We start from the raw sequence: 22091 nt of genomic DNA on the forward strand, positions 1-22091 counted from the left end.
CTGCGGTTGCGGATCATGGTGCGGACGGTCAGGTCTTCCACGGCGATCACTTGATCATCGCGAACAAGCCGTGTCGTGACCTTGTGCAGGTGATCTCTTCTGCAGTCGGCGATCCGCGCGTACACCCCGGCGACCCTGGCTCTGGCCTTGGCCCGGTTGTTCGACCCCTTCTCCTTACGTGCCAGGGCCCGCTGAGCCTTGGCCAGCTTGCGCCGATCGGCGCGCTCATACTTGGGATTGACGATTTTCTCGCCGGTCGAGAGCGTCACCAGCGCAGTGATGCCCGCATCCACCCCGACGCTCCGCCCGGCGGGCGGCAGCGGGCTGATCTTCTCCTCGACCAGGAGGGACACGAACCAGCGCCCGGCCGCGTCCTTCGACACGGTGACCGTGGACGGCTGCGCCCCCTCCGGCAGCGGACGCGACCACACGATATCGAGCGGCGTGTCCATCTTGGCCAGCGTCAAGGTTCCGTCCCGCCAGCGGAACGCCGAGCGGGTGTACTCCGCCGACCCCCGGGACCTCTTCCGGGACTTGAACGCCGGGTAGTTGGCGCGCCTGGCGAAGAAGTTCGCGAACGCCGCCTGAAGATGCCGCAACGCCTGCTGAAGAGGAACCGACGACACCTCCGACAGGAAGTCGAACTCGCCACTGCGCTTCCACTCCGTCAGCCGCGCGGAGGAATCCACGTAGGAGACACGGCGGCCTTCCAGCCGGTAGGCGCGGGTGCGCTCCTCGAGTGCATTGTTGTAAACGAGACGGACGCAGCCGAACGTCCGGGCAAGCTCGCCGGCCTGCTCGGGAGTCGGGTGGAAGCGGTACTTGTAGGCCCGCTTCACGACCTGCGCCACGCCTCAAACGCTACCGAACGATCAGCCAACAGTCGCGCGTGTGTTCGATACGCCGGTTCACCTGACGGCGCATCGGCCGCCCCTGTCCTGCCCCGCAGAGGTCCGATTCCTTCCCCGCCTGGAGGCGGGGGTTTCCACGGAGGTATCTGATGACCATGCCGGCGACCGCGCCGTCCAGGGCCGCCGTCTTCCACCCGCTGACCGTGGCGGCGGTGGACCGGCTGTGCGACGACGCCGCCGCGATCACCTTCGAGGTGCCGCCCGAGCTGCGCGACACGTACGCGTTCAAGGCCGGCCAGTCGCTCACCCTGCGCCGGATCGTCGACGGACTCGAGGAGCGGCGCTCGTACTCGATCTGCGCCCCTGCGGGCGCCGCGCCGCGCATCGGCGTCAGGGAGATCCCCGGCGGTTTGTTCTCCTCCTGGCTGGTCCACGACGTACGTCCGGGCACGGTCATCGAGGTGCAGCCGCCCACCGGCTCCTGGCAGGCCGACCCGGACGGCGGCGAGCGCCACCTGTGCGTGGCGGCCGGTTCGGGCATCACGCCGCTGCTGTCGATCGCCTCGACCGTGCTCGCCCACCCCAGCGCCCAGGTCTCCCTCCTGTACGGCAACCGCACCAGCCGCACGGTCATGTTCGCCGAGGAGCTGGGCGACCTGAAGAACCGCTACGGTTCCCGCCTCCAGGTCGTGCACGCCCTCTCCCGCGAGCCGCGCGACGTCGAGCTGCTGTCAGGAAGGCTGGACGGCGACCGGCTGCGCCGCCTGCTCACCTCGCTCGTCCCGGCCGAGGTGTTCGACCACGTGTGGCTCTGCGGGCCGCTGGAGATGATCGAGCAGGCCAGGCCGGTGCTCGCCGAGCTGGGCGTGCCCGCCGAGCGGGTGCACGTCGAGCTGTTCTACGCCGACGCGCCGCCGCCCCCGCCGCGCAGGGACGGCTCGGCCCCGCCGGGCGCCACCACGGAGCTGACGACCGTGCTCGACGGGCTGCGCACCACCTCGACCGTCTCCCGGGAGACGACGCTGCTCGACGGCGCCCAGGCCACCCGGGCGGACCTGCCGTTCGCCTGCAAGGGCGGCGTGTGCGGGACGTGCCGGGCCGTCGTACGCTCGGGCGAGGTGGACATGCGGCGCAACTACGCGCTCGAACCGTCCGAGCTGGCCACCGGATTCGTCCTGACCTGTCAGACCTATCCGGTGGGCGAGCACGTCACCGTCGACTACGACGCCTGAACAGGAGCCCACGTGACAACTTCCACCTGCGGGGAGCGGGCATGAGCGGGCCGAGTCTTCTCATCGAGGAGGGCGCGGACCGGGTGGTGTGGCGGCTGAACCGGCCCGAGGTGCGCAACGCCATCGACCGCGAACTGGTGGCCGCGCTGCACGAGGCGTGCGCGGCCGTCGAGGCGGACCCGAAGGTCGTGCTGCTCGTCGGCGAGGGCGGGACGTTCGCGGCCGGCGCCGACATCGCCCAGCTACGTGAGCGAGGCCGCGAGGACGCGCTGCGCGGCATCAACTCGAAGATCTTCGACCGGGTGCACCGGCTGCCGATGCCCGCCATCGCCCTCCTCGACGGGTACGCGCTGGGCGGCGGCGCCGAGCTGGCCTACGCCTGCGACTTCCGCATCGGCACGCCCCGCACCAGGATCGGCAACCCGGAGACCGGCCTCGGCATCCTCGCCGCGGCCGGGGCGGCCTGGCGGCTGGCCGAGCTGGTGGGCGAGCCGCTGGCCAAGGAGATCCTGCTCGCCGGCCGCGTACTGACGGCCGAGGAGGCCAGGGACGTGCGGCTGCTGAACGAGGTCGCCGAGCCGGACGACCTGCTGGCGGCCGGGCACCGCCTGGCCGACCGCATCGCCGCTCAGGCCCCGCTCGCGACCCGCCTGATGAAGGCCGTCTTCCACGCGCCCCGCCAGGCGCACCCGTTCGTGGACGACGTGGCGCAGGCGGTGCTGTTCGAGACCGAGGAGAAGTATGCGCGCATGACGGCGTTCCTGGAACGCCGCGAGCGGAAAGGACCGCGCCCATGACCACCGACCACCCGGACCCCGCTCACCCGCCCACCGACCTGCCCGGTGACATGGGCGTTTATGGTGGGGGGCGCATGGGGGCGGGGATCGCGCACGCCTTTCTCGTCGCCGGCAGTGCTGTCGTCGTCGTGGAGAGCAGCGAGGAGACGGCCGCCGCCGCCCGAGAACGCGTCGCGGGCAGCGTGGGCAAGGCCGCCGCCAAGGGCACGCTCGGTGAGCCGCAGGAGGCCGTGCTGGCCCGGCTGCGGATCACGACCGATCCGGGCGATCTGGCGGGCTGCCGGCTGGTCGTGGAGGCCGTGCCCGAGGATGCCGCGCTCAAGGCGGAGGTGCTGGCCGCCGCCGAGAAGCGGGCGCCGGGCGCGGTGCTCGCCACGAACACCAGCAGCCTGTCGCTGACCGGGCTCGCGGCCGGGCTGGCCGCCCCGGAACGCTTCCTCGGCCTGCACTTCTTCAACCCGGTCCCGGTGAGCGACCTCGTCGAGATCGTCGCCGCGCCCACGACCGAGCCCGAGTTGCTGACCCGGGCCCAGGGCTGGGTGGCGGCGCTCGGCAAGACGCCCATCACCGTGACCGACTCGCCGGGCTTCGCCAGCAGCCGGCTCGGGGTGAGCCTGGCGCTGGAGGCCATGCGGATGCTCGAAGAGGGCGTGGCGAGCGCGGCCGACATCGACACCGCGATGACCCTCGGTTACCGGCACCCGGTGGGCCCGCTGCGCACCACGGACATCGTGGGCCTGGACGTGCGGCTGGCCATCGCCGAACATCTGGCCCGTGAGCTGGGCCCGCGCTTCGAGCCGCCGCAGATCCTGCGCGACCTGGTCGCCGCAGGCCACCTCGGCCGCAAGACCGGTCAGGGCTTCTACACCTGGTGACACCGCCCGCCCAGGCCCCTCCCCTGGTCAGGCCGGCCGGTCAGGTTTCGTGCTTGGCCAGGCCGTCGAAGGCGATGGAGGTGATGGCGGCGGCGACCATCGCCTGGTCGTAGGCGCCGTCGGGGCGGTACCACTCGGCGAGCGAGTTGACCATGCCGAACAGCAGGCGGCTGACCAGCGCGGGCGGTACGTCGTCGCGCAACGCGCCCTCGGCGACCGCGTCGGCCACCAGGGCGGCGAGCCGGTCGTCGAGCCAGCGGCGCCGTTCGAGCGCGGCCAGCTCGACCTCGCTGTTGCCCCGCACGCGCAGCAGCAGCGTGACCGACGGCTGGTGCGCGACGAGCACCTCGACGCTGCGCCGCACGACCTCGCGCAGCCGCTCGTACGCGCTGCGCCCGGCCGGCTCGCGGGACGCCTCGGTCACCACGGCGGTCAGCTCGTCGAGCGCGTCGTCGAGCGCCTGGCCGAGCAGCTGCTCCTTGCTGGTCACGTGATGGTAGATGGCCGGCTTGGTCAGCCCGAGTTCCTTGGCCAGGTCGCCCATGCTGGTGGCGTCGTAGCCGCGGCGGTTGAACATCTCGACGGCGGCGCGCAGGATCGCGGACTGGTCATAGCCGGGACGGCCCCGCCGGCGGCGTGGGGCCGGTTCGGCCTGCTCAGTCGTGGTCACAAATGCAGCATCTCACGCGTCCGCCCCACACATCGCCGGGACCGCCACGTACGGACACCGTTCTCAATCACTTGATTTACTTAAGCGGATTGACTTAGCTGGGCCTCACCAGCACCTCTGGGAGGACACGTGAGCGCGCAGCAGGTTCCCGACTACCCGTTCGCCAACCCCACCCCGCCCCCCGCTTCACCCGCCGGCTCGACGCACCGGATGCCGCCAGGGTGACCGCCAACGAGTCGGGCGGCGTGTTCGGCAACCGGGGCAGAAGCATGACCGGCGACGAGCACCGCGCCTGGCGGCAGCTGGTCGGCAAGGCGTTCACCGCCAAGCGGGTCACCGCGATGCGGCCGCGCATCGAGGCCATGGCCGAGCACCTGGTCGAGGAGATGGTCGCGGGCGGCGCACCGGCGGACCTGGTGTCCGGGCTGGGGTTCCCGCTGCCGGTGTGGGCCATCTGCGACCTGCTCGGGGTGCCCGACGGCGACCGCGACAGGTTCGCGTGCTGGTCGGACACGATGCTCAGCATGACCAGGTTCACCCAGGAGGAGATCGACGCCGCGCAGGCCGAGTTCGACGCCTACCTGGCGGCGCTGGTGGACGCCAAGCGGAAGGAGCCGGGCGACGACCTGATCGGCGAGCTGCTCGCGATCGTCGAGGGCCTGGGCGGCAGGCTGACCGAGCAGCTGCTGATCGGCACCGCCAGGGGCCTGCTGGTGGCCGGGCACGAGACGACCGCCAATATGATCGGCAAGATGATGTCGATGCTGCTGGCCGACCGCGGGCGCTGGGAGGCGCTGCTGGCCGGCCGCACACTGATCCGCTCCGCCGTGGAGGAGGCGTTGCGCTTCGACGCCAACCCCGGCTTCGGCATGCCCCGCTACCTCACGGAAGAGGTCTCCGTGAGCGGCGAGACGCTGCCGAAAGGGGGGTTGGAGGAGGTACCGGTGCGATGGTGACGTCCTCGGAGCCCGCGCCCGAGCGCCGCGGGGTGCGGGCCAGGGACACGCGCGAGGCGCTGCTCGACACGGCGGAGCGGCTGTTCGCCGAGCGCGGCGTCGGCGAGGTGTCCAACCGGCAGATCAGCGAGGCGGCGGGCCAGGCCAACAACTTCGCGGTCGGCTACCACTTCGGGTCGAAGGCCGGTTTGGTCCGGGCGATCGTCCGCCGCTACACCTCCGACCTGGAGCGGCGGCGGCTGCGGCTGCTGGCCGAGATGGGCGAGCCGGGCGAGCTGCGCGACTGGATCGCGTGCCTGGTCCGCCCGGCCACCGACCACCTGGCGGCGCTGGGCGCGCCGAGCGTGCGGGCCCAGTGCATGGCGCAGATCAACACCGTGCCCCCGATGCGGCAGATCGTCATCGACGAGGCCGTCTCCACGCCGTCCATGCGGACGAGCCTGGCCGGCATGTTCCGGCTGCTGCCCGGCCTGCCGGAGGGGACGCGCCGCTACCGCGCCGACATGAGCCGCCTCCTCCTGGTGCACGCGCTGGCCGAGCGGGAGCGGGCGCTCAACGAGGGCGACCCGCTCAGCCTCACCTGGGACGCCACCGCGACCAGCCTCATCGACGCCCTGACCGGCCTCTGGACGGCTCCCGCCACCGCTCCGGCCCCTCCCGCCACCGCTGCTCCGGCCGCACCCGCGGCTGTGGAGGTCACCGGCCCCGCCTGACCCGCATGATCCGCGAGCGTCAGCGGTTCGGGAGGAGGCCCACGTCGGAGACCGGGCCGAGGTGGTGCAGCTTGTCCGGGTTGGCGACCGAGTGGATCGCCTGCACGTACCCGTCCGCGATCGACAGCTCGACCACGCTCGCCACCCGTCCCTCGGCGTCGTGCAGGACCGCTCCCGGGCGGCCGTTGACCCAGGCGAGACTGAGCGTGACGCCGAGCGCCCTGAACCGGCGCAGGCCGCCGAGGAGCAGCCGCGCGACCCGCAGGCGGTCGGTCGCCGGCCACGAGAGCGCGGGCACCTTGCCGCCGCCGTCCCCGTGCAGCACCACGTCGGGGGCCAGCATGTCGAGCAGCGCGTCCAGGTCGCCGCCTGACGCGGCCTCGAAGAAGCGCTGGGCCAGCTCGGCGCCCTCCGCCCGCCGCGCGGGGGCGAGCGGTCCGCCGGGTTCCCGCGCCCCATCGGCGATCCTGCGGCGCGCGCGGGCGAAGATCTGCCGGCAGTTCGCCTCGGTCTTGCCGGTGACGCGGGCCACGTCGGGGTAGCCGTACCCGAAGACCTCGCGCAGCATGAAGACCGCCCGCTCCACCGGCGAGAGCGCCTCCAGCAGCACGAGGAACGCCATCGACAGCGAGTCGGACAGCTCGGCGTGCTCGGCGGGCCCCGCGGCGGAGCCTGAGGTGAGTCCCGCGCCGAGGCCGGGGACGACGACCGGCTCGGGCAGCCAGTCCCCCACGTACGTCTCCCGCCGCACCCGCGCCGACCGCAGGTGGTCGATGCCGAGCCGGGTGACGGCCGTCGTCAGGTACGCCTTCGGCTCGGCGACCGTGGTGCCCGCCTGGCGGGCCCTGGTGAGGCGGAGGTAGGCGTCCTGGACGATGTCCTCGGCATCGCCGACGGATCCGGTCATCCCGTACGCGATGGAGAACAGCAGCGGCCGGTAACCCTCATCGTCCGCGCGCGACATATCCGTACCCTTCCCGAAATGTCCGGCGCTCACCAGGCCACCGGCCCCAGGCGGTCGATGAAGACGCCGCTCGGCCCGCCCGCGTCGAGGGTAGCGAGCCTGATGATCGGGTCACTGCCCTGGGTGACGGTGAGCGTGCCGGTGTGGTGGTTCATGTCGGTGGCGGTGTAGGCCCGGTTGGCGACCTCGCCGGGGGTGAGCACGTTGAACTTGATGTGCGGCAGCGCCTGCGCGTACCGGACGGTGATCATGTTGAGCGCGGCCTTCGACGAGCTGTACGCCAGCTCGTGCATCTTCGAGACCGGCTGGTCGGGGTCGGTGACCACGCCGAAGGAGCCGCCGCCGCTGCCCACGTTCACCACGCGCGGGTTGTCCGATGCCTCCAGCAGGGGCAGGAAGGCGTGGGTGACGCGGACCGGCCCGTAGACGTTGGTGTCGTAGACGGCGTGCAGCTCATCGGCCGTGGCCTCGGCGGGCGGCAGCACGTTGCCCGGCGCGCCCGCGTTGTTGACCAGCACGTCCAAGTGATCGGTGTGCTCACGGACCAGGTTCACGGCCGCCGCGACCGACTCGTCGGAGGTCACGTCCAAGGGGATCACGACGACCTCGATGCCGTCGGCGGCCAGTTTCTCCGCTGCCGCGCGGCCCCGTCCGGCGTCGCGGGAGCCGAGGAAGACCTGCCAGCCCATCTCGCCGAGCCGCCTGGCCGTCTCCAGGCCGAGTCCCTTGTTCGCACCGGTGATCACTACACTCGTTCGTTCCATGCACTCAAAGACGAGATGGCCCGCCCGGTTGTGACGGCTGTGAGTGAGGTCACACGGCTGAGGAGAGATCGTGACGCTGCCGTCCGTACCGAGGCTCGACGTCCAGCAGGCCCTGCGCGACCTGCCCGTGCCGCTCGCCTACGAGGGGCCTTGTCCCGGCGGGCAGGTGGGCGCGGCCTACGTCCGCTGGCCCGACGGCCGCCGGTCGGTCCTGACCCGGGGGCCCGACGTCGGCCCGCTGCTTGAGGTGGCGCGGGCGGCGGGGGTGCCGGCGCCCGCGTACGAGCTGGTCCACCCGCCCCTCCTGGTCCAGGAGCTGATGCCGGGCCGCGTCCCGGAGAAGGCCACGGCCGAGCTGGTCGAGCAGATGATCGAGATCAACCGGCGATGCCGCGGCGTGCTCGCGGGCCGCTCCGACCTGCCGCCGCTGCGGCTGTTCCTGACGGAGGACGGGCCCGGCTTCTGCCTGCACGGCTCGCTGCGCTCCTACGACGGCCGCACCCGCCGCCTGCTCGACCAGATCGAGGAGGTCGGCAGGGCGTTCCCCGGCGACGTCCTCGACGGCGACGACCTCGTGCACACCGACTTCCACCCGGAGAACGTCCTGGTCGACGCGGACGGCGTCATCACCGGTGTGATCGACTGGGACGGCGCGACGCGCGGCGACGCCGGCTTCGACCTGTTCACGCTCCGCTTCGACCTCGCGCACCGGGCCCCCGGCCTGCGCGTGGACGTGCCCGAGCCGGTGGCGCTGCGCTGCTGGGCACACATGAGCCTGCGCCTGGTGGACTGGGCGATCCGCCATTTCAGCGCCTCCGAGGTGACGCGGTGGCTGGAGGTGGCCGGGCGGCTCAGACCCTGACGAAAGTAAGGGTGCGTGCCCGTCTTTCGAGCATGTCGAGCGGTCCGGGCCCGTCCGTACCGTACTCGCCATGATCAGAACCACCGTTGCCCTGCTCGCCCTCACCCTGCCCCTCACCGCGGCGCTGCCCGCGCAGGCCGCCAGGACGGCCGAGGTGACCTTCGCGATTCCCCGGCCGACCGGCGCGTACCAGGTCGGGCGGGACGTCCTGCACCTGAGGGACACCGGGCGGCGCGATCCCTGGATGCCGTCGGCCCGCTCGCGCGAGCTGATGGTCTCGATGTACTACCCGGCACGTTCCGGCGGCGGCGCGGCCCCGTACATGACGGCTGCCGAGGCGGCGGCACTGCTCAAGTCGCAGAAGCTGGACCAGGCGTTCAAGACTGAGCAGGTCACCGGCGTGCGCACCAACGCGCGGACCGGCGCCCGGCCGGCCGCCGGACGGCACCCCCTGGTGGTGCTGTCGCCCGGGTTCTCGCTCAACCGGGCCACGCTGACCATGCTCGCCGAGGAGCTGGCCTCGCGCGGCAACGTGGTCGCGCTGGTGGACCACGCCTACGAGTCGTTCGGCACGACGTTCCCCGGCGGCCGCACCCTGACCTGCGCCGCGTGCGACGCGGTCGAGCAGGCCCCGTCCGACGCGGCGAGCAGGCGCATGATGGCCAAGGTCGCCACCGGCCGGGCGGCCGACCTGTCGTTCGTGATCGACCGGGTCACCCGCGCCTCCGGGTGGAAGCGCGCGGCGATGATCGACAGGAAGCGCATCGGCGCGGCGGGCCACTCGATCGGCGGCAACGCCGCCGCCGCCCTCATGGCCGCCGACCGCCGGGTGCGCGCCGGGGTGAACATGGACGGCACGTTCTTCGCGCCCGTCCCCAAGAGCGGGCTCGCCAAGCGGCCGTTCCTCATGCTCGGCACCAAGGCCGGGCACTCCCCCGGCTCCACCGACACGTCCTGGCCGCGCGACTGGCGACGGCTGGACGGCTGGAAGCGCTGGCTGACCGTGGCCGACTCCGGCCACTTCACCTTCATCGACCTGCCCGTGCTGGGCGCTCAGGGCGGGATCACCGACCCGGAGGCGCCGCTGCCGGGCAAGCGGTCGGGCGAGATCACCACCTCGTACGTGGGCGCCTTCTTCGACCGGCACCTCCAGGGCGCGAAGCGGCCACTGCTCGACGGGCCGACCGCCGCCGATCCAGAGGTCACCTTCCAGAACCCGTGATCTCCACGCGTTCCGGGTCACCTGGCCCGGCCCGCGTCCCGGCCGCACGCAGCTGCTGGCCCGCGCCCGAGCCGGCTCACGCGGCCCCCCCGGCCCCGCGCGAGCCGGGTCAGCCGAGGAAGCCGGTCAGGTGGGGTGCCAGGACCTCCCAGGAGACGTTGTGGTCCTGGCCGTCGAGCACGGTGTGCCGCGCTTCGGGCAGCGCGTCCAGCAGGGCGCGGGCGGCGGCGTCCGCCCAGGGGCCGGTGCGGGAGCCGGTCAGCACCAGGACGGGCGCGGTGACCGCGGCGAGGCCCGGCGGCAGGCCGCCGTCGCCGAGGACGGCGGCGTCGTACGCGAGCGTGGGTGCGATCTCCTCCATGGACGGCCACATGGGCGCGTGACGCATGCCCTCGATCGCCTCGGCCGGCATCCCGACCGAGCGCAGGAACAGCGCCATGGCGTTCCCCGGCCGCCCGCCGTCCAGGCAGGCCACCAGCTCGTCCGCGTACGCGCGGGCGCGGGCGGGCGCGCCGGGGTCGAGCTGGAACGGCGGCTCCCACAGCGCGAGCCTCGTGATCGGCAGGCCGGCCGCGGCGGCACGCAGCGCCAGCACCGCGCCCGACGAGTTCCCGAACACCGCCGCCGCTCCCCCTGCCGCCTTGACGATCGCCGCGAGGTCCTCGACCTCGCGCTCCACCGCGTAGGGCGAGGTGTCGCCGCTGTCGCCACGCCCCCGCCGGTCATAGTTGATCACCGTACGCTCGCCGGCCAGCAGCCGGGCCAGCGGCTCGTGGACGCCCCTCGTGCAGGACGCCCCGCTCACCAGCACGACGGGCTCCCCTTCCCCCAGGATGTCGAACGCGATGGGGGTGCCGTCGGCCGAACGGGTGGTCTTCATGGTCATGCCTTTCGTAGAGGACGACTGTTTCCGCCCTGCCTACGAACGGGAACCGCCCAGACGGACACCCCTCCCGGAGAAGTTTCTTGCAGGCGGCGGATCGCGTGCCGCTCAGACGTGCGCGATCTCTCCGAGCCGGCGGGTCAGGTGCCGCCGTTCTGGGCCGTCGGGGGCCAGCTCCACGGCCCGCCGGTAGTGCTCGGCGGCCTCGTCCGTACGGCCCAGGCGGCGCAGGAGGTCGGCGCGGGCGGCGTGGAGCACGTGGTGGCCGTCGAGGCGGGCTCCGAGCGGCTCGGTCATGGCCAGGCCGCGGGCGGGGTCGGCCATGCCGGCGGCGATGGCCCGGTTGAGGCGGACGATGTCGGAGGGGACGTGGCGTTCGAGGGCGCCGTACAGGGCGGCGATCTCCGTCCAGGGCGTCTCGGCGAACGACGGGGCGGTCGCGTGGCAGGCGGCGATGGCGGCCTGGACGCGGTACGGCCCCGCGCCCGCGCCGCCTTGCCGCAGCACGTCGTCGAGCAGCGCCACGCCCTCGTCGATCTGCTCGCGCCGCCACCGTGAACGGTCCTGCTCCTCCAGCGGCACCAGCTCCCCGCCGTCCTCGCGGGCCGCGCTCCTTGCGTCGTGCAGGAGCATCAGCGCCAGCAGCCCGCCCGCCTCAGGCTCGCCCGGCAGCAGCCCGTGCACCAGCCGCGCCAGCCGGATCGCCTCGTCCGTGAGCGACCGCCTGATCGGCTCGTCGCCCGCGCCGGCCGCGTACCCCTCCGAGAAGAGCAGGTAGAGCACGCCGAGCACGGCCGGCAGCCGCTCCGGCAACTCCCCGGCCGGCGGCACCTGAAAGGGCAGCCCCGCGTCGCGGATCGCGCGCTTGGCGCGGGTGATCCGCTTGGACATCGTGCCCTCGGACACGAGAAACGCCCGCGCGATCTCCGCCGTGGTGAGCCCGGCCAGCGTCCGCAGGGTGAGCGCCACCCGCGCCTCGAACGGCAGGCGCGGATGACAACACGTGAAGATCAACCGCAATCGGTCGTCCTCGACGACGGTCCCCGGGCCGCCACCGCGCGAACCGGCCGGTCCGCCGGAACCGGGCGGGGTGGTGTCGTGGAGGGTGATGGCGTGGAGGGTGGCGAGTTCGCGGAGCTTCGCGGCGCCTACCGAGGCGCGGCGGAGGCGGTCGATCGCCTTGTTGCGGGCCGTCGTGGTCAGCCAGGCGCCGGGGGCCGGCGGCACGCCGTCCGCCGGCCAGCGGGTGAGTGCCTGGGTGAAGGCGTCCTGGGCGCACTCCTCCGCGAGGTCCCAGTCGCCGGTCTGCCGGATCAGGGTCGCCACGACGCGGCCCCACTCCTCGCGGAACAGGGCCGCCACCGTGCGCCGGACGCCCGCCCGCGCCGCCTCCCCGATGCCCGCCGACTCCGGTTCCTGTGGCGGTTCCTGTGGTGTCACGGTTGGAGGGCGCGGAGTTCTACCGTGCCGTGGCGGGCCACCGGGTGGGTCCGCGCGGCCTCCATGGCCTCCTCGCGGGACGCGCACTCGATCAGGCTGAACCCGGCGACGACCTCCTTCGACTCGACGAAGGGGCCGTCGGTCATCAGCACCTCGCCGTCGCGCACCCGCACCGTGGTGGCGTCGGCCGGGGGTTCGAGGCCCCCGGTCGCGATCAGCCCGTCGCCGCGCGCCGCGGCCCACGCCCTGCAGTCGGGCAGGAAGTCCGGATCGGCCAGCATCGCCTGGTAGGACTCGTCGTCCCCGCAGACCAGCAGCAGGTACTTCATCCGGTCAGCCTAGAACGCCCGGCCGCCCGCCGGGGTCAGCGGAAGTCGGAGATGCGCAGCACCGCCAGCATGTCCTTGGCGCGGGAGCCGTCCGTCGAGAAGGACGCCTCGGCGCCGACCCAGCCGCGGAACGCCCCCGAGTCGTCGATGATCTGCATGAGCGGCTTGACGTGCGAGTTCCCGGTGTAGCAGAACTGGCCCCGCTCCATCGCCAGGCAGGTGCACCAGTGCCAGAGCGTGTCGCGGCGGTCGGTCTTGGAGATCATCGTCAGGTAGTACTGGATGGAGGAGATGTTGGCCTTCGTCCCGCCGCCGTACCTGGGGCAGCCGCCCTCCTTCTGGCAGGCGCTGTTGGACGAGGGCTGCAGGTAGGTCAGGCACGAGGTGGTGCCGGAGCACTGGCGGAACGACGAGAGCCCGAACGGCTGGTTGGCCGACCTGACCAGCTTGCCGCCCGCCCAGCTCGTCAGGTCCTGCCTGAGCGAGCCGGGGAACGCCTTCACCGAGCTCATCGCGCGGCGGGTGCCGTAGGAGGCGTTGCTGCCGTAGCCGTAGCCGTGCGTGGCGAGCGTGCTGCGCTTGAGGTCGAGGCGGGCGAGCTTGCCGTCGGGCGACTTGCGGACGTACCACTGCTCGGTCCAGGTCTGGGCGATCTTCCACTTGATGGTGAGCACGTCGCCCGCCACCGAGTACGTCCCGGTGCGCCGCTCGCTCGGGCCGCCGGTGAAGCCGCCGGCGGTGAGCACCTTGCACCCGCGCACCCGGGTGGACTTGCCGCCGGCCTTGGTGCTGCAGCTCGCGTCAGGGGCGGTGCCGGTGCTCTGCCTGGCCTTCGGGCTCCGCTGCCACCACAGGTAGAAGCCGGCGTTCACGGTGCCGTTCCCGGCGAAGGTGTAGTTGCCCAGGCGTAGCCAGTTCTGCTGGGAGGCGGCCTTGAGATGGCCCTGCGAGACCACGAACGTCGACTTGCCGCCCGGCAGCGCCGTGGCGGCGGCCGCCGGGCCGGAGGGGAGAAGGGTGAGGCCGAGCAAGAAGGTGAGGATCGCGGCTGCGATGCGCATGTGGCGTCTCCGGGGTGATTACAAGGAGTGTCCGGCTCAGCACGACACCGTAATAGGCCCGGACCGGATATGTCATCGAAACACCGCCACAAGTCCGCTCGTCACCTCCCCGGCTCCCGCCCGCTGTAAGGGCAGGCGGGCGCGGGGTGGTGTCAGGTGACGGCGCGGTCGGACGCCGATTCCGTCCCGGGGAGCAGGTCGTCACCCGGTTCCGGAGGTGGGGGCGCGACCGGGCGGACGTGGCGCCGGCGGCCGCCGGCGAGGCGGGTACGCCAGCGCAGGCCCGCCCGCCGCCGGCCGGGCGCCGGTGTGGCGGCGGGGGCGGGACGCGATTCCGGGGACGTCGCGGGTGCGTGGCCGTTGTCGGGCTCGCCGTCCTCGCCGTGCCAGTGGGCGAGGCGCCCGCCCCTGCCGACGGCGCGCAGCCGCCGCTCGACCTCGGTACGGGTGGCGGGCGTGGTGACGATGAGCACCTCGTCGCCCTCCCGCAGCCGGGTGTCCGGCTCGGGGACGAGCGTGTCGCCGCCCCGGATGACGAGGGTGACGATCGACGGCTTCGGCAGCCGCAGTTCGAAGATCTCCACGCCGTGCAGCTTCGAGCCCGGCGGGACGGTCAGGGTGAGCAGCTCGGCGGCGAGGACGTCGAGCGGCGCGGCCTCGATCTCGACCTCCTTGGCCTGGTGCGGCTGGATGACCTTGAGCAGCCTGGCCACCAGCGGAAGCGTGGGGCCCTGCACCAGGGTGTAGAGGATGACCAGGACGAACACGATGTTCAGCAGGTGCCGGCTGCCCGGCACCTCGGCCACGATCGGGTAGGTGGCCAGCACGATGGGCACCGCGCCGCGCATCCCGGCCCAGGCGATGAACGCCTGATGCCGCCAGCTCGTACGGAAGAAGGTGAGGCACGCGGTCACGGACACCGGTCTGGCGACCAGCATCAGCACCAGGCCGATGACGACGGCGGGGATCAGCGCGCTGAGCAGCTCGTGCGGGGTGACCAGCAGGCCGAGCATGACGAACAGGCCGATCTGCGCCAGCCAGCCGATACCGTCGGCGAACGACCGGGTGGCGGCGCGGTGCGGCAGGACGGCGTTGCCGAGGACGAGCCCGGCCAGGTACGCGGCGATGAACCCGGAGGCGTGCACGGCCCCGGCCGCGGCGAAGGCGATGATGCCCATGCCCACGGTGGCCAGCGGGTACAGGCCGGTGGCGGGCAGCGCGACGTAGCGCAGGGCGAGCGTGCCCGCCCAGGCGCAGGCCAGCCCGATCGCGGCGCCGACCACCAGCTCGTACGAGATCTGCGTGGCGATCGAGGCGGGGTCGGGCAGGCCGGTGAACGCCGTCGAGAACACCAGCACCAGGATGACCGTCGGCGCGTCGTTGAAGCCCGACTCGGCCTCCACCATCCCGGCCACGCGGCGCGGCAGCGGCAGCGCGCGCAGCACGGAGAACACGGCGGCGGCGTCGGTGGAGGACACGATCGCGCCCAGCAGCAGCGAGAGCTGCCAGTTGAGGCCGAGCAGGAAGTGCGCGCCCGCGGCGGTGATCGTCACGCTGACCGCCACGCCGAGCGTGGCCAGCAGTCCCGCCGGCACCATCAGCCGTTTGATGTCGGACCAGCGGGTGCTCAGCCCGCCCTCGACCAGGATGACGCCCAGCGCCGACGTTCCCAGGGTCTGCGCGAGCTGCGCGTCGTCGAAGTCGATGCCCAGCACGTCCTCGCCGAGCAGCACCCCGAGCGCGAGGAACAGCAGCAGGCCGGGCAGACCGAGCCGGCTGGCCGTACGCGCCGCGGCGATGCTCGCCAGCAACACCAGGCCACCGGCCAGTAAAACCCCGTAAAGCTGCTGCAGACTCATCGTGAACCCCCACATGGCATCGTCGAAGCAGTTATGTGGCGATCATTACTCATTGCTCGCAAATCATGCTGAATCGGCGGACTCCTCCGTGTCGTAGGGACGGCTCCTCCATCTTCACGGGCGGACCGGCCGGTGGGGGTGCGGCGCGGCCGGTGCATTCGCGGGTCGATGGGCGCGGGGTCTGTCGTACCCCGAAAAGACGTCCGAAGCTCCGGAAGTCGCACCTGCCGCCCACTTACGCGAATCTGTCATCCTCGGAAAGGATCGTTCTGGGACGCCGGCGCCACGCGCCGGAGCGCTTCCGAACGGTGCGGCGCAGGACGGACGTGAGGTGACCGGTGGAGATCGAGCAGACAGCGTTGCCAGGGATCGGACTGCGACACGAGTTCACGACGAGCTCAGGGCGGCGCGTCGCCGTCGTCTCCCACCGCACCGGCCGCCGCGACCTGGTGATCTACGATCCGCACGATCCCGACCAGGCATGCGAGACCGTCACGCTCAACGACGACGAGGCCGACGCGCTGGCCGGGCTGCTCGGCGCGCCGCGCATCATCCGGCGGCTCGACGACCTGCACCGGGAGGTGGAGGGGCTGGTCAGCGAGAAGCTGCCGATCGGCACCGAATCGCCCTACGTGGGGCGGCCGATGGGCGACGCGCAGGTGCGCACCCGTACGGGGGCCTCCATCGTGGCGGTGGTGCGCAAGGCGCAGATCGTCGCCAGCCCGGCGCCCGGCTTCGTGCTGGACGCGGGCGACGTGGTGGTCGTGGTGGGCAGCGCCGACAGCGTCCAGGCGGTCGCCGACATCCTCGCCGGCGGCTGAGCACGCCAGGACGTCAGCCTTCGGCCGGGTGGTGTTCCCCGGACGCAGGCAGGCGCAGGATGGCGATGGCGCCGCCGTCGGCGGCGTTGGTGAGGGTCAGCTCGGCGCCGATCACCCGGGCCTGGCCGGCGGCGATCGTGAGCCCGAGCCCGTGGCCGTGCCCGCGTTCCGCGGCGCCCGTACGGAACCGGCGCGGCCCCTCGGCCAGGAGTTCAGGCGGAAACCCCGGCCCCCGGTCGCGGACCTCGATCACCTGATCACCGGCGACGATCTCGACCGGCGGGGCGCCGTGGCGGTGGGCGTTGAGCACGAGGTTGGCGAGGATGCGGTCGAGCCGGCGCGGGTCGGTCCTCGCCTCGGGCCGCCCCTCGGCCAGCACCCGCGCCTCGACGCCCACCCGGGCGGCCGACTCGGCGGCCAGCTCGGCCAGCGGCACGCGGACGCGGTCGGCGACCTCGGCGCCGGTGTCCAGGCGGGAGACCTCCAGCAGGTCCTCCACCAGCGAGCGCAGCACCTGGACGCGGTCGCGTACCAGATCGGCCGCCTGGCCCTCCTCCAGCAGCCCGGCGGCGGCGACCAGCCCCATCAGCGGGGTGCGCAGGTCGTGGGCGACGTCGGCGGTGAAGCGCTGCTCGGCCTGGAGCCGGTGCTGGAGCGCGGCCGCCATGGAGTCCACGGCGGCCGAGATGTCGGCGATCTCGTCCCGGCCTGGCCGGCGCGGCGGGCCGGTGGTGATGCGGGCGTCCAGGTCGCCGTCGGCGATGCGCCGTGCGGTACGCGCGACGCGCCGCAGCCGCCGGTTGGCCAGCTCGGCGAGGCCCACCGAGACCGGCACCACCCCGGCCAGGGCGAGCAGCGCGGCCTTGATCATGTCGCGGTCGAGCGCGTGCAGGCTGAGCAGGTCGGAGCCCATCGAGATCTGCGCCAGCACGGCGTTCTCGCCGTCGCCGTACGGCTGGACGGCCCACATCCAGGGCTCGTCGCGATGGTCGGTGCCGTACCAGGTGACGCGCCGGCCGGGCCGCACCTGGGCGGCGAGTTCGCGGGGCAGCCCGGCGACGCTCACCAGGTTCGCGGCCGGGTCGGCCAGCGCCTGGTCGAGCGCCATCTCGGCCTCGCCGCGTCCCGTCGCCAGCGAGCGGTCCCAGGTGGCCTGGTGCACCAGCAGCCCGACCACGAGGGCGACGACGGCGCAGGCGAGCGTGACGAGGGCGGCGATCTTCCAGCGCAACGAGGCGGGGTTGGCGATCCGCCAGGTCAGCGCGGCCCGGTTCACGTGGCGCTCAGCTTGTAGCCGAACCCGCGTACGGTCTCGATGCGGTCCGTGCCGATCTTCCTGCGCAGCCGCTGGACGCACAGGTCGACCACGCGGCTGTCGCCGTCCCAGCCGTAGTCCCAGACCGTGCGCAGCAGCGTGGCCCGTTCCAGCACGATCCCCGGATGCGCGGCGAACTCCAGCAGCAGCCGCAGCTCGGTCGGCGTCAGCTCGACCCGCTCGCCGGCGCGCCTGACCTCCAGCGCGGCGGTGTCGACGGTCAGGTCACCGAACGTGAGCGGGGCAGGCCGCCCACCGGCGGGCTCGGGCTCCGGCCGGGCGGCGGCGGCCCGGCGCAGCAGCGAGCGGATCCTGGCCACCAGCACCGGCAGGTCGATCGGCTTGACCACGTAGTCGTCGGCGCCGCCCTCCAGCCCGGCCACGATGTCGAGGCCGTCGCCGCGGGCCGACAGCATGAGGATCGGCACCTGGCTGGACTCCCTGACCCTGCGGCACAGGCTGATGCCGTCGAGGCCGGGCAGCATGACGTCCAGCAGCAGCAGGTCGTGGCCGCCCGCCAGGGCCGCCTCCAGGCCGCTCAGCCCGTCGGCGGCGGTGCTCACGCGGTAGCCGTAGCGTTCGAGGGCCAGGCCGACCGACTCGCGGATGACGGCGTCGTCCTCGACGAGCAGCAGGGATGTCATGAAAAGGCACGATATCCAGCGAAGTGCACTGTTCTGGGCATCGGCTGCCGCTCGACCTCGTATCGGCCGTGTATCAGCGGTCTCCCCCGCCCGGGCGGCCATGCTCCCCCGGCAGGGGGAGGCGCCACCGCCGCCGCACCCGGGAGCCTGTCCTCATGACCATGACCTCCACGGCGATCCGCCCGGTGCCGCACTGGGCGGCACGGGCCGCGCACGCGATCGCCCTCGTCACCCTGCCGTCAGGACTGTGGCGGGTCGCCCTGGTGACAGGACTGCCCATCGGGTACGTCGCCGGCCGGCCCCCCATCCCCGCCGGCGAGTCCGCGTACATCATCGGCCTCAGCGTCGTCAGCGAGCTGGCCGCCCTGCTGACGATCGGGCTGGTGAAGCCCTGGGGCGAGGTGCCGCCCCGGTGGGTGCCGCTGGTGGGCGGCCGGCGCATGCGGCCGCGCGCCGTGCTCGCCGCCGCCTACACCGGGGCCACGCTGATCACGCTCTTCTGCGGGTACGCGGCGCTGGCCGCGATCCTGAGGCTCGGCTCGGGTTTCCCGTTCCTGTCGGCCACCGGGCACGCGATCCTGATCGTCTGTTATCTGCCGCTGCTGGCGTGGGGGCCGCTGACGTACGCGGTGGCGTACTCCTACCAGCGCCGTCACCGGCCACTCCGCTGAGCCGTCAGAGCGGGTCGAGGCGGCGCCTGAGCAGGCAGAAGACGTTGCCCTCCGGGTCGGCGAGCACGTGCCACGGCTCCTCGCCGCTCTGGCCCACGTCGGCGCGGCGGGCGCCGAGCTTCAGCAGGCGTTCGAGCTCGGCGTCCTGATCGCGGTCGGTGGCGTTGACGTCGATGTGCAGCCGGTACGTGTGCGCCGGCGACAGGTCCTCCTGAGGGCTGAGGATGATCGTCGGCTGCGCCCCGCCGAACCCCACACGCGGCCCGATCTCGATGGCGCCGTCGTCCTCCCTGTCGAGCACCACGAAGTCCAGCACCTCGCACCAGAACCGCGCCAGCAGCTCGGGATCGCGGCACGCGAGCACCAGTTCGCTGATCCGTGACGCCACGCAACAACACCTACCTTCGGTCAGAGACCCCCGAACAGTCCGTTTCCTGGCCTTCGGGCGTCAAAACGGTCCGGGGATCGTAGCGGAGCGGCCCACGCGGACGCGACTGGGATTCCGGCGCAAGTAGCGGCCACACCCTGTCCGCTACCCCTGGAACGGTGGTCACACCAGCAAGAACGAGCGACGAAGGAACGTCCATGTCCATCGATGTTGTGACCCACCTGAACTTCCGGGGCGACGCCCGCGCGGCGCTCACCTTCTACCAGTCGGTGTTCGGCGGCGACCTGGCCGTGATCACCTACGAGGACGCCGGGAACGTGACGGAGGAGGCCGAGGCCGACCAGGTGATGTGGGGGCAGGTGAGCGCGGGCAACGGGTTCCGCGTGATGGCCTACGACGTGCCGGGGCACCTGCCGTACGAGCCGGGTGAGAAGCCGTTCTTCGTCTCGGTAAGGGGCGAGGACGTCGAGGAGATCACCGGCTACTGGGAGAAGCTGGCCGACGGCGCGACCGTCGTGCAGCCGCTGGGGCCCGCGCAGTGGGCCACGGTCTACGGGATGCTGAAGGACCGCTTCGGCGTCACGTGGGTGCTGGACGTCCTCCCCCCTTACAACCCCTCCTGACCACGGCTTCCAGGGCGGCGGGCGTCCCCCGCCGCCCTCCTTCACGAAGGACGCGAGTGATGAGAACGCGACCCCTGGGCCGTACCGGCATCCAGGTCTCGCCCTACGCGCTGGGCACGATGATGTTCGGGCAGACGGGCAACCCCGACCACGACGCGTGCGTCCGCATGATCCACCGGGCGCTGGACGCGGGCGTGAACGTCATCGACACCGCCGACGTGTACGGGCCCGGCGGCGAGTCCGAGGAGATCGTCGGCAAGGCGCTCCCGGGCAGGCGGGCCGGCGTCGTGCTGGCCACCAAGGTCAACGGCGCCATGGGTGAGGGGCCCAACCGGGGCGGGAGCTCGCGGCGGTGGATCGTGGCCGAGGTCGAGGAGTCGCTGCGGCGGCTGCGTACCGACCACATCGACCTCTACCAGATCCACCACCCCGACCCTGACACCGACATCGAGGAGACGCTGTCCGCTCTGACGGATCTGGTGCGGGCCGGGAAGGTGCGGGCGTTCGGTCTGTCCAACACGCCCGCGTCGGAGATCGTCGAGGCTCACTGGACGGCGGAGCGGCGCGGGCTGCACCGGCCGCGTACGGAGCAGGCCACGTACTCCATCCTCAACCGCGGCATCGAGCGCGAGGTGCTGCCCGCGTGCCGCCGCCACGGCATGGGAACGCTGGTGTGGAGCCCGCTCGCGATGGGCCTGCTCACCGGCCGCTACCGCAAGGGCGGTTCCGGGCCTTCGGGTGCGCGGCTGCACTGGGTGCCCCGGCACATGACCGACGAGCGCAAGCTCGACGCCGTCGAGCGGCTCATCCCGCTCGCCGAGGAGGCGGGGCTGTCGCTGACGCACCTGGCGATGGCGTTCGCGATCGCCCACCCCGGCGTCAGCTCGGCGATCATCGGCCCCCGGACGATGGAGCAGCTCGACGACCTCCTGGCCGGCGCCTCGGTCACCCTGGACGACGACCTGCTCGACCGCATCGACGAGATCGTCCCCCCAGGCACCGACCTCGGCCCCATCGACGTCGCCCACCCCCCACCCGCCCTCACGAACGCCTCTTTCCGCCGCCGCCCCAAGCCCGACCGCCCAGCCGCCTGAGGCGGGTCAGTTCGGGTTGCGGCGTTCGCTGTCCAGGGCGGCCATGAGGGCCGTGGGGTAGCGGTCGCCCTTGGCGGCGTTGCGAGGGATGAGGTCTTCGATCTGCGCGAGTTCCTCCCCCGTGAACGACACCTTGTCCGCGCCGATCATGGTGGTGACCTGGTCCGGGGTGCGGGAGCCGACGATGGGGACGATGTCGCCGCCCTGCGCGGCGACCCAGGCGATGGCGAGCTGCGCGACGGAGACGCCCTTGGCTGCGGCCAGGTCCCGGAGGCGGCCGGCGAGGGCGGCGTTGTGGTCGAGGTTGGCGCCCTGGAAACGGGGCGAGCCGGCCCGGAAGCCCTCGACGGCGCCGCTGCCGCCGATCAGGCCGCGCGACAACACGCCGTACGCGGTGACGCCGATGCCGAGCTCGCGGCAGACGGGCAGGATCTCGTCCTCGACGCCCCGGCTGAACAGCGAGTACTCGATCTGCACGTCGCAGATCGGCGCGACGGCGGCGGCCCTGCGGATGGTCTCGGCGCCGACCTCGCTGAGCCCGATGTGCCGCACGTACCCCTTCTCGACCAGCTCGGCGATCGCCCCCACCGTCTCCTCGATCGGGACGGACGGGTCGAGCCGGGCCGGGCGGTACACGTCCACGTGATCGGTGCCGAGCCGCTGCAACGAGTAGGCCAGGAAGTTGCCCACGGCGGCAGGACGCCCGTCGATGCCGCTCATCCGCCCGGACGGGTCGCGCATGCCGCCGAACTTGACCGACAGCACGACGTCGTCGCGGTCCCGCTCTTCGAGCGCCCGCCGGATGAGCAGCTCGTTGTGCCCGGAGCCGTAGAAGTCGCCGGTGTCGAGCAGGGTGCCGCCGGCGTCCAGGTACGCGTGCACGACCCGGACGCCTTCACGATCGTCCACATGGCCGTACGAACCGGACAACCCCATGCAGCCGAGCCCCGGCGAGGTGACAGTGGGACCGGTACGGCCGAGCCGGCGCGTACCGAGGTGAGTCGTCGTCATGCCTCCACTGTGCCCCCGGGCGAGCAGCGGGTTCCAGGCACGGTCA

General features: G+C 72.6%; 24 protein-coding genes. 11 read left to right on the forward strand and 13 right to left on the reverse strand.

What is annotated here, in order from left to right; all coding sequences use genetic code 11:
• On the reverse strand, positions 1-851 hold an 851-nt coding region (locus tag AB0K18_RS06010), incomplete at its 3' end, for a transposase (RefSeq protein WP_364910519.1).
• Positions 852-1000: 149 nt separating this feature from the next.
• On the opposite strand from AB0K18_RS06010, the gene paaE reads away from it, so the two are divergent.
• From paaE to AB0K18_RS06025, 3 genes are read left to right on the forward strand one after another with little or no spacing between them, the layout of a single operon-like run.
• Entirely contained in the window at positions 1001-2083 is a 1083-nt protein-coding gene (paaE, locus tag AB0K18_RS06015; protein WP_364910522.1) for a 1,2-phenylacetyl-CoA epoxidase subunit PaaE, read from the forward strand.
• A 41-nt stretch (positions 2084-2124) separates the two neighbouring features.
• On the forward strand, positions 2125-2880 hold the full coding sequence (locus AB0K18_RS06020) for an enoyl-CoA hydratase/isomerase family protein (RefSeq protein WP_364910524.1): 756 nt from the start codon (positions 2125-2127) through the stop codon (positions 2878-2880).
• Entirely contained in the window at positions 2877-3755 is an 879-nt protein-coding gene (locus AB0K18_RS06025; RefSeq protein ID WP_364910526.1) for a 3-hydroxyacyl-CoA dehydrogenase family protein, read from the forward strand. The genes AB0K18_RS06020 and AB0K18_RS06025 overlap by 4 nt, the downstream gene beginning before the upstream one ends.
• Positions 3756-3795: 40 nt before the next feature.
• On the opposite strand, the gene AB0K18_RS06030 is transcribed toward AB0K18_RS06025, so the two are convergent.
• On the reverse strand, positions 3796-4425 hold the full coding sequence (locus AB0K18_RS06030) for a TetR/AcrR family transcriptional regulator (protein WP_364910528.1): 630 nt from the start codon (positions 4423-4425) through the stop codon (positions 3796-3798).
• A 221-nt stretch (positions 4426-4646) separates the two neighbouring features.
• Between AB0K18_RS06030 and AB0K18_RS06035 the strand changes: the two genes are divergently transcribed.
• Both AB0K18_RS06035 and AB0K18_RS06040 read left to right on the forward strand, forming a co-directional pair.
• Positions 4647-5381: a hypothetical protein gene (locus AB0K18_RS06035; protein ID WP_364910531.1), complete on the forward strand. Its 735-nt coding sequence runs from the start codon at positions 4647-4649 to the stop codon at positions 5379-5381.
• Positions 5375-6094, forward strand: a complete 720-nt coding sequence (locus AB0K18_RS06040) for a helix-turn-helix domain-containing protein (RefSeq protein ID WP_364910534.1) — start codon at positions 5375-5377, stop codon at positions 6092-6094. Before AB0K18_RS06035 ends, AB0K18_RS06040 begins: the two co-directional genes overlap by 7 nt.
• A 19-nt stretch (positions 6095-6113) precedes the next feature.
• Here AB0K18_RS06040 and sigJ read toward each other — a convergent pair whose 3' ends face one another.
• Both sigJ and AB0K18_RS06050 read right to left on the reverse strand, forming a co-directional pair.
• On the reverse strand, positions 6114-7058 hold the full coding sequence (gene sigJ / locus AB0K18_RS06045) for an RNA polymerase sigma factor SigJ (protein WP_364910537.1): 945 nt from the start codon (positions 7056-7058) through the stop codon (positions 6114-6116).
• 29 nt (positions 7059-7087) lie between these two features.
• Complete coding sequence (locus tag AB0K18_RS06050; RefSeq protein WP_364910540.1) at positions 7088-7822, reverse strand: SDR family NAD(P)-dependent oxidoreductase; 735 nt, start codon at positions 7820-7822, stop codon at positions 7088-7090.
• Positions 7823-7892: 70 nt separating this feature from the next.
• On the opposite strand from AB0K18_RS06050, the gene AB0K18_RS06055 reads away from it, so the two are divergent.
• The gene (locus AB0K18_RS06055) at positions 7893-8684 is read left to right on the forward strand and encodes an aminoglycoside phosphotransferase family protein (RefSeq protein WP_364910542.1); all 792 of its coding nucleotides are present in this window, start codon (positions 7893-7895) and stop codon (positions 8682-8684) included.
• 70 nt (positions 8685-8754) lie between these two features.
• Positions 8755-9906 carry an alpha/beta hydrolase gene (locus AB0K18_RS06060; protein WP_364910544.1) on the forward strand — a complete coding sequence of 384 codons (1152 nt, stop codon included), beginning with the start codon at positions 8755-8757 and terminating at the stop codon, positions 9904-9906.
• A gap of 109 nt (positions 9907-10015) precedes the next feature.
• Here the strand turns inward: AB0K18_RS06060 and AB0K18_RS06065 are convergent, their stop codons facing one another.
• The 5 genes from AB0K18_RS06065 to AB0K18_RS06085 all read right to left on the reverse strand — a co-directional run bounded on the left by AB0K18_RS06065 (position 10016) and on the right by AB0K18_RS06085 (position 15478).
• Positions 10016-10786: an alpha/beta fold hydrolase gene (locus AB0K18_RS06065; RefSeq protein WP_364910547.1), complete on the reverse strand. Its 771-nt coding sequence runs from the start codon at positions 10784-10786 to the stop codon at positions 10016-10018.
• 111 nt (positions 10787-10897) lie between these two features.
• Positions 10898-12229: a sigma-70 family RNA polymerase sigma factor gene (locus AB0K18_RS06070; protein WP_364910550.1), complete on the reverse strand. Its 1332-nt coding sequence runs from the start codon at positions 12227-12229 to the stop codon at positions 10898-10900.
• On the reverse strand, positions 12226-12558 hold the full coding sequence (locus AB0K18_RS06075; RefSeq protein WP_364910551.1) for a YciI family protein: 333 nt from the start codon (positions 12556-12558) through the stop codon (positions 12226-12228). Before AB0K18_RS06075 ends, AB0K18_RS06070 begins: the two co-directional genes overlap by 4 nt.
• 35 nt (positions 12559-12593) lie before the next feature.
• Complete coding sequence (locus tag AB0K18_RS06080; protein ID WP_364910553.1) at positions 12594-13619, reverse strand: hypothetical protein; 1026 nt, start codon at positions 13617-13619, stop codon at positions 12594-12596.
• A gap of 152 nt (positions 13620-13771) precedes the next feature.
• The gene (locus AB0K18_RS06085; RefSeq protein ID WP_364910555.1) at positions 13772-15478 is read right to left on the reverse strand and encodes a potassium/proton antiporter; all 1707 of its coding nucleotides are present in this window, start codon (positions 15476-15478) and stop codon (positions 13772-13774) included.
• 338 nt (positions 15479-15816) lie between these two features.
• On the opposite strand from AB0K18_RS06085, the gene AB0K18_RS06090 reads away from it, so the two are divergent.
• Positions 15817-16299, forward strand: a complete 483-nt coding sequence (locus tag AB0K18_RS06090) for a cation:proton antiporter regulatory subunit (RefSeq protein WP_364910558.1) — start codon at positions 15817-15819, stop codon at positions 16297-16299.
• A 13-nt stretch (positions 16300-16312) separates the two neighbouring features.
• Here the strand turns inward: AB0K18_RS06090 and AB0K18_RS06095 are convergent, their stop codons facing one another.
• Together AB0K18_RS06095 and cseB are read right to left on the reverse strand one after the other, a co-directional pair.
• A complete protein-coding gene (locus AB0K18_RS06095; RefSeq protein ID WP_364910561.1) occupies positions 16313-17575 on the reverse strand; it encodes a HAMP domain-containing sensor histidine kinase in 1263 nt (420 codons plus the stop codon).
• The gene (gene cseB, locus AB0K18_RS06100; protein WP_364568472.1) at positions 17572-18258 is read right to left on the reverse strand and encodes a two-component system response regulator CseB; all 687 of its coding nucleotides are present in this window, start codon (positions 18256-18258) and stop codon (positions 17572-17574) included. Before cseB ends, AB0K18_RS06095 begins: the two co-directional genes overlap by 4 nt.
• A 155-nt stretch (positions 18259-18413) precedes the next feature.
• Between cseB and AB0K18_RS06105 the strand changes: the two genes are divergently transcribed.
• The gene (locus AB0K18_RS06105; RefSeq protein ID WP_364910563.1) at positions 18414-18929 is read left to right on the forward strand and encodes a hypothetical protein; all 516 of its coding nucleotides are present in this window, start codon (positions 18414-18416) and stop codon (positions 18927-18929) included.
• A gap of 4 nt (positions 18930-18933) precedes the next feature.
• Here AB0K18_RS06105 and AB0K18_RS06110 read toward each other — a convergent pair whose 3' ends face one another.
• Positions 18934-19317 carry a VOC family protein gene (locus AB0K18_RS06110; RefSeq protein WP_364910565.1) on the reverse strand — a complete coding sequence of 128 codons (384 nt, stop codon included), beginning with the start codon at positions 19315-19317 and terminating at the stop codon, positions 18934-18936.
• 197 nt (positions 19318-19514) lie between these two features.
• On the opposite strand from AB0K18_RS06110, the gene AB0K18_RS06115 reads away from it, so the two are divergent.
• Positions 19515-19940 carry a VOC family protein gene (locus AB0K18_RS06115; protein ID WP_364910568.1) on the forward strand — a complete coding sequence of 142 codons (426 nt, stop codon included), beginning with the start codon at positions 19515-19517 and terminating at the stop codon, positions 19938-19940.
• Positions 19941-19999: 59 nt separating this feature from the next.
• Positions 20000-21034 (forward strand): aldo/keto reductase, encoded by a 1035-nt coding sequence (locus AB0K18_RS06120; protein ID WP_364910571.1) that lies wholly within the window; start codon positions 20000-20002, stop codon positions 21032-21034.
• A 6-nt stretch (positions 21035-21040) separates the two neighbouring features.
• Here AB0K18_RS06120 and AB0K18_RS06125 read toward each other — a convergent pair whose 3' ends face one another.
• Positions 21041-22045 (reverse strand): aldo/keto reductase, encoded by a 1005-nt coding sequence (locus tag AB0K18_RS06125; protein ID WP_364910573.1) that lies wholly within the window; start codon positions 22043-22045, stop codon positions 21041-21043.
• Between the last annotated feature and the right edge of the window lie 46 nt (positions 22046-22091).

Source organism: Nonomuraea sp. NPDC049421, assembly GCF_040677005.1.
GTDB classification, from domain to species: Bacteria; Actinomycetota; Actinomycetes; order Streptosporangiales; family Streptosporangiaceae; genus Nonomuraea; species Nonomuraea salmonea.